Origin of the sequence: Desulfovibrio sp. SGI.169, assembly GCF_050313595.1 — a bacterium.
Classification (GTDB): Bacteria; Desulfobacterota; Desulfovibrionia; order Desulfovibrionales; family Desulfovibrionaceae; genus Desulfovibrio.
Genome location: NZ_JBNPLS010000044.1, coordinates 1 through 9,974 on the forward strand (window position 1 = coordinate 1; position 9,974 = coordinate 9,974).

General features: G+C 61.8%; 7 protein-coding genes and 1 pseudogene. All 8 read left to right on the top strand.

Annotated features, from left to right (window positions below; genetic code table 11):
* Positions 1-217 (top strand): hypothetical protein (locus ACQRA4_RS12930; RefSeq protein WP_427823477.1); only part of this gene is annotated, 217 nt, incomplete at its 5' end.
* Positions 218-347: 130 nt separating this feature from the next.
* A complete protein-coding gene (gene bioF, locus ACQRA4_RS12935) occupies positions 348-2,315 on the top strand; it encodes an 8-amino-7-oxononanoate synthase (protein ID WP_427823478.1) in 1,968 nt (655 codons plus the stop codon).
* A gap of 101 nt (positions 2,316-2,416) precedes the next feature.
* Entirely contained in the window at positions 2,417-5,659 is a 3,243-nt protein-coding gene (carB, locus tag ACQRA4_RS12940) for a carbamoyl-phosphate synthase large subunit (protein WP_427823479.1), read from the top strand.
* Between the two features lie 3 nt (positions 5,660-5,662).
* The gene (carA, locus tag ACQRA4_RS12945; RefSeq protein WP_427823480.1) at positions 5,663-6,793 is read left to right on the top strand and encodes a glutamine-hydrolyzing carbamoyl-phosphate synthase small subunit; all 1,131 of its coding nucleotides are present in this window, start codon (positions 5,663-5,665) and stop codon (positions 6,791-6,793) included.
* A gap of 149 nt (positions 6,794-6,942) precedes the next feature.
* Positions 6,943-7,374 carry a hypothetical protein gene (locus tag ACQRA4_RS12950; protein ID WP_427823481.1) on the top strand — a complete coding sequence of 144 codons (432 nt, stop codon included), beginning with the start codon at positions 6,943-6,945 and terminating at the stop codon, positions 7,372-7,374.
* Positions 7,375-7,422: 48 nt separating this feature from the next.
* Positions 7,423-7,665, top strand: a complete 243-nt coding sequence (locus tag ACQRA4_RS12955) for a cell envelope biogenesis protein OmpA (RefSeq protein WP_427823482.1) — start codon at positions 7,423-7,425, stop codon at positions 7,663-7,665.
* Positions 7,666-7,928: 263 nt separating this feature from the next.
* A complete protein-coding gene (locus tag ACQRA4_RS12960) occupies positions 7,929-8,708 on the top strand; it encodes a 4Fe-4S dicluster domain-containing protein (RefSeq protein WP_427823483.1) in 780 nt (259 codons plus the stop codon).
* 584 nt (positions 8,709-9,292) lie between these two features.
* Positions 9,293-9,945: pseudogene (gene pth, locus ACQRA4_RS12965) on the top strand (aminoacyl-tRNA hydrolase).
* Positions 9,946-9,974: the final 29 nt, after the last annotated feature.

Below are 9,974 nucleotides of genomic sequence, written 5' to 3' on the forward strand. Positions count from 1 at the left end.
TGTACAGAGGGCAATAAATAAAATGAGTTCAATAGGATATATTTTTGTCCTGTCGCGCCTGGGATCTCGCCTAAAGCCGAGAATATTTCATGGCAAATATTTTTCATCCCATAAAGGTAAGACTTTTTTTAGATGCGTCAGCCCTGCGCTGGCCGCCGGGCGCGCTTTGAAAAAAGTTTGCGCTTGCGTTTTTTTCTTGCCGGAGCGAAAAGGATGAGCTTGGCTCCCGCCCGAACGCAACAGCGCGTCGCGCTTGTATTGTTCAAAAGACGCTCCTGTTGCGGCGTATCGGCGGAATTTCTCTGACGCTGAGCGGTTGGCGGCAAAGCGGGTGAAAGGGAAAATCAGTGAACACGGAACAGCGCATGGTTTTGTTCAGCGTCAAGATGCGCGCCAGCCGGAAAACACTGGACGGCGAAGAGCATATCTCCGGCGCGGAACGGATCGTCAGGGCCGAGGACGTTCCCGCTCTGGTTCGCGCGCTTGCGGGCCGCGCCCAGAATCACGGCAAGGGCCGCCCCGATTTCATCAATATCAGGGTGGAGGCCGTGCCCGAATCCGCCTGCCTGCGTCTGCCCGCCCTGCCCGTGCGCGCCCTGGACTGCGCAAGCCCGGCCGAAGGCTTGCGGCTGGCCGCTGACCTTCTCGCCCGGGTCGGGGTAAGAGACCCGCGGGCCGTGCTGGCCCTGATGGGCGAGGCGGGGGGGCTGCGCGGGGCCATGCTGCTGGACGCCGATAGTCTGGAACGGCTGGAGCCGGATAAAAAGCGCGGCATTCGCGCCACCCTCATGGACGCGGCGGAAACTGAGCCAGAGGACGCCGGGGCCAAGAATCATTATCGGGAAGCCATGACGCTGGCCGCCAAGGTGGCCAACGCGCCCAACATTCTGGCCGAGATATGCATTTCGGACGATCCCGACTATGTGACGGGCTATGTGGCGTCGCGTGAACTGGGCTATGTGCGCATTGCCCGGATGAAGGCGTCGGGTTCGCCCGAGGGGGGGCGCATTTTTCTGTACCGGGGGCCTCGAACGGAGCTGGCCGCCACCCTGGATTTTATTGAACGCCGCCCGGTGCTGGTGGAGCGCATCCCGGCCGCGCCCGGATTTGACGCGCCCGGCGCGTCGCCAACGTCCGGCGGGGCGAAAAAATGGGCCTTTCTGGAGGAGCGCCTGGAGCGCCTGAGCGCGGACGGCCTGCGCCGCCGCATCCGGCGGATGGACTCCGCTCCGGGGCCGCGCGTGCGCTGCGAAGGCCGGGAGGTTCTGCTGCTGGCCTCCAACGACTATCTGGGCTTGGCCAATGACGCGCGGGTCAAGGCCAGGGCTGCCGAGGCTCTCGCCGCGTACGGGGCGGGCAGCGGGGGGGCCCGGCTGACCACGGGCGCTCTGGGCCCGCACGGCGAGCTGGAGCGGCGGCTGGCGTCCTTCAAGCATGCGCAGGCCGCGCTGCTGTTCAATACCGGGTACATGGCCAATGTGGGCGTAATCACGGCGCTTTGCGGCCAGGGCGACGTGATTTTCAGCGACGCGCTGAACCATGCCAGCATCATTGACGGCTGTCGTCAGAGCCGGGCGGAGATAGTGGTCTACCGCCATAATGATATGGAAGATCTGGAAAGCAAGGCGCGCCGCCATGCCGGCCGCCGGGGGCTGATTGTCAGCGACGCGGTGTTCAGCATGGACGGGGATGTGGTTCCCTTGCCGGAGTTGCTGCGCATCGCCGACCGCTATGGCATGCTGTCCATGATAGACGAGGCGCACGCCACCGGCGTGCTGGGGGCCACGGGACGCGGCGTGGCGGAGCATTTTGGCCTGGCCGCCGCGCCGGACGTGACGGTGGGCACCCTGAGCAAGGCGCTGGGGAGCGAGGGCGGCTTTGTCTGTGGCAATGAACTGCTAGTTGAATATCTGAAAAACAGCGCGCGCAGCTTTATTTTTTCCACCGCCCTGTCGGCCGCGCCGGTGGCCGCCGCCCTTGAGGCGCTGGATATTCTTTGCCGCGAGCCGGAGCGCGTGCGCCGTTTGCGGAAAAATACGGCCCTTTTCTGCGCCCGCCTGCGGGAAGAGGGCGTGCCCGCGCGCTCGGCAAGCGCCATAGTGCCCCTGCCGGTCGGCCATGAAAAAAAAGCTGTGGAAGCGGCGCGCGAGCTGTTCGACGCGGGCCTGTATCTTTCGGCCATTCGTTATCCCACGGTGGCCCGCGGGGCCGCCCGGCTGCGGGCCGCCGTGCGCGCCGATCACGCCGGGGATGAACTGGCGGAAGCGGCGCGGCGGATAGCCCTGACGCTGCGTCAGATGCGGAAAAAATCTTGACTGGCCGGCTTGAAACAACGTATAAACAATCGTTTTGAGCAATACAGTGCGGCAGTGCTCGTTATCATTTCCGACTCTCCAAAAATCCGCAGGAATATCCCATGCCCAAGCGTACGGATTTACACAAAATTCTCGTTCTCGGCGCGGGCCCCATCATCATCGGCCAGGGCTGCGAGTTTGATTACTCCGGCTCCCAGGCCGTCAAGGCCCTCAAGGAAGAGGGCTATGAGGTGGTGCTGGTCAACTCCAATCCGGCCACGATCATGACTGATCCGCAGATGGCCGACGCCACCTATGTGGAGCCCATCGAACAGGACACCCTGGCGGCCATCATCCGCAAGGAACGCCCCGACGCCCTGTTGCCCACGCTGGGCGGCCAGACGGCATTGAACGCCGCTCTTGGACTTGCCAAGAGCGGCGTTCTGGCGGAATGCGGGGTGGAGCTTATCGGCGCGCGGGCCGAAGTCATTGAAAAGGCCGAAAGCCGCGAGCTGTTCCGCGAAGCCATGGAAAACATCGGCCTGAAAATGCCGGCCAGCGGCATCGCCCGCAATATGGACGAGGTGCGCCGGCTGGGCAATGTGCTGCCTTTTCCGCTTATTGTGCGCCCCGCGTTCACCCTGGGCGGCACGGGCGGGGGCGTGGCCTACAATCTGGCGGATCTGGAGGATGTGGCCGCGCGCGGCCTTTCCGCCAGCCCCTCTTCCGAGGTGATGATTGAACAGAGCGTGCTGGGCTGGAAAGAGATCGAGATGGAGGTCATGCGTGACGCGAAAGACAACTGCGTGATCATCTGCTCCATCGAAAATTTTGACCCCATGGGCGTGCATACCGGCGACTCCATTACCGTGGCCCCGGTTCAGACCCTGTCGGATGTGGAATACCAGCAGATTCGCGACGCCTCCATTGCCATCATGCGTGAAATCGGCGTGGAAACCGGCGGCAGCAACGTGCAGTTTGGCGTTAACCCGAAAAACGGCGAAATTGTGGTTATCGAGATGAACCCGCGGGTGTCGCGTTCATCGGCCCTGGCCTCCAAGGCCACGGGTTTTCCCATTGCCAAAATCGCCGCCAAGCTGGCCGTGGGATACACCCTGGACGAACTGCGCAACGACATCACCCGCGAGACCGTAGCCAGCTTTGAGCCGGCCATCGACTACTGCGTGGTCAAAATTCCGCGTTTTACCTTTGAAAAATTTCCCGGCGCCAAGGATGAGCTGACCACCTCCATGAAGAGCGTGGGCGAGGCCATGAGCATTGGCCGCACATTCAAGGAGGCCCTGCAGAAGGGCCTGCGCTCCATGGAAACAGGCGCGCCGGGCCTGGGCTACAACTTCCGCGCCGAGCTTCCCCCGCGCGAGGAAATTATGGAGGCCTTGCACCGGCCCAATTCACGCCGCATCTTCACCCTGCGGCAGGCCCTGGTGGCCGGCGTCAGCGAAGAAGACATCTTTGCCGCCTCGGCCATTGACCCCTGGTTTATCCGTCAGGTCAAAGACATCGTGGATATGGAAACCCGCATTCGCGATTTCGGCATGGCCAACGACATGACCCCGTCCAACGCCGCTCTGGCCGTTGTGCTGCGCGAAGCCAAGGAGTACGGCTTCTCCGACAGGCAGCTTTCTGAAATGTGGAAGCGGCCCGAGGGCGACATCCGTCGTCTGCGCAAGGAAATGGGCATCGTGCCCACCTACTACCTGGTAGATACCTGCGCGGCGGAATTTGAGGCATACACTCCCTATTTTTACTCCACATACGAAAGCGGCGATGAGCTGGCGGTTAAGGATTGCCGCAAGGTGCTCATCCTTGGCGGCGGGCCCAACCGCATCGGCCAGGGCATCGAGTTCGACTATTGCTGCTGCCATGCCTCCTTCGCTCTGCGCGACGCCGGAATCATGGCCATCATGGTCAATTCCAACCCGGAAACCGTCTCCACCGACTATGACACCTCGGACCGGCTCTACTTCGAGCCGCTGACCTTTGAGGACGTCATGAACATTGTGGAGAAGGAAAAGCCTGAGGGCGTCATCGTCCAGTTTGGCGGGCAGACTCCGCTGAATCTGGCGGTGCCCCTGATGCGCGCCGGCGTGCCCATCCTGGGCACCTCGCCGGACGCCATTGACCGCGCCGAGGATCGTGAGCGCTTTCAGGCCCTGATTCAGAAGCTGGGCCTGCTTCAGCCGCCCAACGGCACGGCCATGGATCTGGAACAGGCGCTGGAAGTGGCCGGGCGCATTACCTACCCCGTGGTGGTGCGGCCCAGCTATGTGCTGGGCGGCCGGGCCATGGCGGTGGTTTATGACGCCCAGGAACTGACCGACTACTTCCGTGAGCAGGTGCCGGAAAAGCCGGAACATCCCATCCTCATTGACAAATTTCTGGAACACGCCGTGGAAGTGGATGTGGACGCCCTGTCAGATGGGCAGGAAGTTTATGTGGCCGGCATCATGGAACATATCGAAGAAGCGGGCATTCACTCCGGCGACTCGGCCTGCGTGCTGCCGTCCTTCTCGCTGTCTTACGATCATGTGGCCCTCATTGCGGCCCAGGCCGAGGCTCTGGCCCGCGAGCTCAATGTGGTGGGCCTGATGAACATTCAGTTCGCCATCAAGGGCGACAGCCTCTATATTCTGGAGGTCAATCCGCGCGCCTCGCGCACCGCGCCCTTTGTCTCCAAAGCTACGGGCGTGCCCCTGCCGTATCTGGCGACCCAGGTCATGCTGGGCAGGACTCTGGACGAACTGGACCCCTGGAGCATGCGCAGGGGCGGCTTTACCTGCGTGAAAGAAGCGGTCATGCCCTTCCAGCGTTTTCCCGGCGTGGACATCATTCTGGGGCCGGAAATGCACTCCACGGGCGAAGTCATGGGCATGGGCTCCAACTTTGGCGAAGCCTTTCTCAAAAGCCAGCTGGGCGCGGGCCAGGCGCTTCCGCAGGGCGGCAAGATTTTTCTTTCGGTCAATGACCGCGACAAGCCGTACCTGCCTGAAGTGGCGGCCATGTTCTCCCGGCTGGGCTTTCAGCTGCTGGCCACAAGAGGCACCGCCGCCGCGCTGCGCGAGCATGGTCTTGATGTGGAGGAGGTGCGCAAGGTCTATGAGGGCCGGCCCAATATTGTGGACCTGCTCATCAATCATGAGGTGGCGCTGGTCATCAACACCGCTTCGGGCAAAAACACCGCCAGGGATTCCAAGGCCATCCGGCGCGCGTCCCTGACCTACAAGACGCCGTACTGCACGACCATTGCGGCGGCGCGGGCCACCGCCACGGCCATCGGTTCGCGGCGGGACGAAACCCATGTGGAAAGCCTGCAGGAATACTACGCGCGGGAAGCGCGGGGGTAAGTTATGAAAGCATTGCTGGTGCTGGAAGACGGGTTCACGCTGGAAGGCAAATCCTTTACCGGCGACTTTGAAACCGGCGGGGAAGTGATTTTTACCACAGGCATGACCGGCTATCAGGAGGTGCTTACCGATCCCTCCTATTACGGTCAGATGGTCTGCATGACCTATCCGCTCATCGGCAATTATGGCATTTCCCGTGAAGACATGGAGTCCGCCGCCATACATGCCGACGCCCTGCTGGTCAAGGAGTGCTGCAAGCAGCCCTCCAACTGGCGGGCCTGCATGTCTCTGCCCGCTTTTCTGAAGCGATATGGCAAGCCGGGCATGGAAGGGCTGGATACCCGCGCCCTGACCCGCCATCTGCGCATCAACGGGGCCATGCGCGGGATCATTTCCACCCGTGAGTCAGACCCGCGCGCGCTGCGCGAAAAGGCCCTGGCCCTGCCCACCATGAAGGGGCGCAACCTGGCGCCCTTTGTGGCGGCCAAAGAGCCGTACGCCTGGTATGACAACGCCCCGCAAAAAGCCGCCTTCGGCTCCGACGGCGCGTATGCCTGGCGGGGAACGGGGCTGCCCCTGCTGGTCTATGACTTCGGCATCAAGTGGAATATCCTGCGGCATCTGTGCGCGGCGGGCTTTGAACCCCTGGCCGTGCCGCCCACATTCAGCGTGCTGGCGGCCAGGGCCAGCGGCGCGAAGGGGGTTTTTCTCTCCAACGGCCCCGGCGATCCGGCCACGCTGACCGAAGAAATTGCCGTGGTGCGGGATTTGATCAAAATATTCCCGGTCACGGGCATCTGCCTCGGCCATCAGCTTATCGGTCATGCCCTGGGCGGCAGTACGGACAAGCTCAAGTTCGGCCACCACGGCTGCAACCACCCGGTCAAGGATCTGACCACCGGACGCATTGAGATATCCTCCCAGAATCACGGCTTTCATGTGGTGCTGGACGGCGTGCCCGATGTGGAGGCCACCCATGTCAATCTCAACGACCATACGCTGGAAGGGCTGCGCCACAAGACATTGCCGGTCATGAGCCTGCAATATCATCCCGAAGCCGCGGCGGGCCCGCGCGACGGCAATTATCTCTTCAGTCGCTTCCGCGAAACGATCGGCAATGCCGTGGGCGTCTGAAGCGCCCGCCCTGAAAAATGCTTGATATGGTCTGTCGGTTGAGGGTATACCAAAACTGAACTGAAAGAGCGGACGCTTTCCGTCCGTGAGAGCGGTCGGAGAACAGCGGTTTCAGCACCGCCGCGGCCACAACATAAAAGGAGCTTCGCGTGAAGAAATCACTTCTGAGCCTTGGGCTGGTTCTGGTTCTCGCCCTGGCCTGCGTCAGCGTGCGGGCGGCGGAAAGCAGCGATGCCGCGAGCACGGGCAACCCGGTGGATCAATTCACCGGCGCCGTATGGGAAAAAACGGCTGAATCCAATAAAGCCGCTTTTTTGTTCGGTGTGGAATCGGCCATGACCGTGGAATATTTTGTCAACGCCAAGATGACGGAAAAGGCCGCCAAGGCCGGCAAACGCCCGGTGTACACCCTTTCGCCCTTTGAAAAGGGCTGGATGAAGGCCTTCAAGGACGTCAAGCGCGCCGAAATCATCAAGATGGTGGACGCGTGGTACGCGGCCAATCCCAAGAGCCTCGACCGGCCCGTGTTGAGCGTTATCTGGTATGAGCTTATCGCGCCGCGCCTTGCCGCCGCGAAGTAGCGTCCGCATGCTGACCGTGCGCGTCAGCTTTTTTTCAGGAGAAAAGATATGAAGAAAGCTTTGATCATTGGTCTGATGGCCATAGTGTTCGCCTCCGGTATCGGCTGCACCAATATGAGCCGCACCCAGCAGGGTGTCGCCAGCGGCGCGGCCCTGGGCGCGCTGGGCGGCGCGGGCGTCGCGGCCATCGCCGGCGGCGCCGCCGGCTGGGGCGCCTTGGCTGGCGCCGGTGTGGGCGCTTTGGCCGGCGGCATTGTGGGCCACCAGCAGGACAAGAATTATCGCTGGTAAGCTTTGCCGGTCAAGGTTTTGGGCATGTTCATCCTGAACATGCCCCGCTGGCCGTGAACAGGCATTCGCCGCGCATGTGCGAATAAAGCGTCAAGCGGCTTTTGCCTGTGAGATTTGCAATCTTAAAATACTGTGTTTTCAAACGACGCCATGCGGCGTGCGTCTGTAAAGATTGAGCGGCGGGCCGGGTTTTCCGGCCCGCATGCGTTTCGGGCGCAAAATTGCTGAGCGCGCCGTCAGGCCACGCCGTTACGGGGGAGAGCATGAACGGAACCCTGCACATTCTTTTTTTCAGCCCCACTCATAGCAGTCGGGGCATTGCGCTGGCTTTGGGCGATGGCCTGAATGCCGCGCTGGGCATGCCACAGAAAAATCGGGATCTGACGTTCCCGGCCGGGCGGGAAAAGAGCCTGAACTGCGCCCCTGACGACATTCTGGTGTTTGCCTTTCCGGTATATGGGGGGCGCGTGCCGCGGACGCTGGAGGCTCCCTTGTCCCGTTTGCGGGGCAATGGCGCGACAGCGGTTATCGCGGCTGTTTACGGCAACCGGGATTATGATGACGCCCTGCTGGAAGCCGCTGATCTGCTCACGCGCCAGGGCTTTACTGTGACGGCGGCCGGGGCTTTCATCGCCGAACATTCCGTGGCCCCCAGCGTGGGCGCGGGCCGGCCCGATGCCGCGGACATGGCTGCGCTGACGGACTTCGCCCGGCGCGCTGCCGCAAAAATCGCGGCGGGCAAGCCGACGCCCATATCCGTCAAGGGCAAGCGGCCCTACAAGGATCGCAAACCGGCGACCGATGTCCGGCCCAAAACGGCGGATTCCTGCACCCGCTGCATGATCTGCGTGGCGGGCTGTCCCATGCGCGTCATCAGCAGGGATGACCCCGCTGTGGTGGCGGAGGGCTGCATCCGCTGCCGCGCCTGCGTCAAGTTTTGCCCGGAACGGGCCAAGTTTTTTGATGACGCGGAAACGGCAAAAATCCGAGAGATGCTGGAGAGCAAGTGTCTGACGCGGCGGGAGCCTGAGCTGTTTCTTTAGCCGTCTGTTCGGTTGAGGGCGCGGCAGGCATCCGCGTCTGCCGCGCGCCATGCGGAGCGGCGTCGCTGGCGGTCGCCGCCGCAAGCGCGAGCCTGTTTTTGCCCGTTCCCGCCGGGCGGCGGTGAGGGACGCGGGAAAGGCAGGGCGCTTCTTGTCCGCATGCGCCGAGAGCAAGATTGTCAGGGCCAGTTTGTCTGGCCGGCGGTAGGCCAAAGAACTCTGGACGCTGGCGGACAATGGAAAAAAGGTTCGCCTCTGCCCGCCCCTGGAAAAAACAACCCTTGCCGGCTTTCACTGGCCGCAGTCCAACCGCTCATCGTCGGTCGCACTGCCAGTGCCTGGGGCCCCTGACGTTTCGGGCGGGGAGAGTATTGTCAGAAGAATGATAAAATATCTTCTTTTTACCAGATTTCATGTGAACAGGCAAAAAGAAGATATTTTATCATTCTTCTGACGATACTCTCGTATTTTTTAATGATGCTTGAGCCTGGAGTATTTTGCTCTTGAAATGTACAATTTCAAAAACGGCTCCGGAAACCAATGCTTTTTTGAAGGCAATTCGCTCTACCCCTCAAGGATCAGATATGGAATATGCAGGCGTACTGGTGGGCCTTGGCAATCCTGGCCCACGCTATGACGGCACCCGCCACAATTGTGGCTTTGCCCTGGTTTCGGCCCTGCTGGAACTGGCGGAAAGAGAAGGCAGACTCAGCGGCCTCAACGGCGGCAAATTTTCCTGCGAGCTGTGGCGGCTTCATCTGCCGCGGCTGGGCGGCGCGTGGCTGGCGGCCATGCCCCAAACGTTCATGAATCTCAGCGGCCAGTGTGTGCAACCTCTCTTGGCCTGGCACAAACTCAAGCCGGAACAGTTGGTAGTGGCCCATGATGAGCTGGACATTCCCGCAGGGGAGCTGCGCTTCAAGCGCGGCGGCGGCAATGCCGGGCACAATGGGCTTAAATCCATCACCGAGCTGCTCGGCACACCCGACTTTTACCGCCTGCGTCTGGGCATAGGGCGCCCCCCCACAAAGGCGAGGTCATCAACTGGGTTCTGGGGCGACCTGACGCCGAAGACGCCGGGAAGTTGCGCGCCTCTCTGCCCGTGGCCCTGGATACGCTTTTCGCCTTTGCGGAAAAGGGCCTGGAGGCCGCCGTGCGCATGGCCCGCAAGGCGGACGCGCCCAAACGGCCCAAAAACGCAACCAAAGCCCCGGGCGCGGACATGCCGGACAGATAAAATTTTTGAAACCGCCTTTTAATCCGGAA

Coding starts and splice junctions, on each gene's coding strand:
- carB (WP_427823479.1), top strand. CDS start 2,417: ATGCCCAAGCGTACGGATTTACACAAAATTCTCGTTCTCGGCGCGGGC.
- carA (WP_427823480.1), top strand. CDS start 5,663: ATGAAAGCATTGCTGGTGCTGGAAGACGGGTTCACGCTGGAAGGCAAA.
- ACQRA4_RS12955 (WP_427823482.1), top strand. CDS start 7,423: ATGAAGAAAGCTTTGATCATTGGTCTGATGGCCATAGTGTTCGCCTCC.
- ACQRA4_RS12960 (WP_427823483.1), top strand. CDS start 7,929: ATGAACGGAACCCTGCACATTCTTTTTTTCAGCCCCACTCATAGCAGT.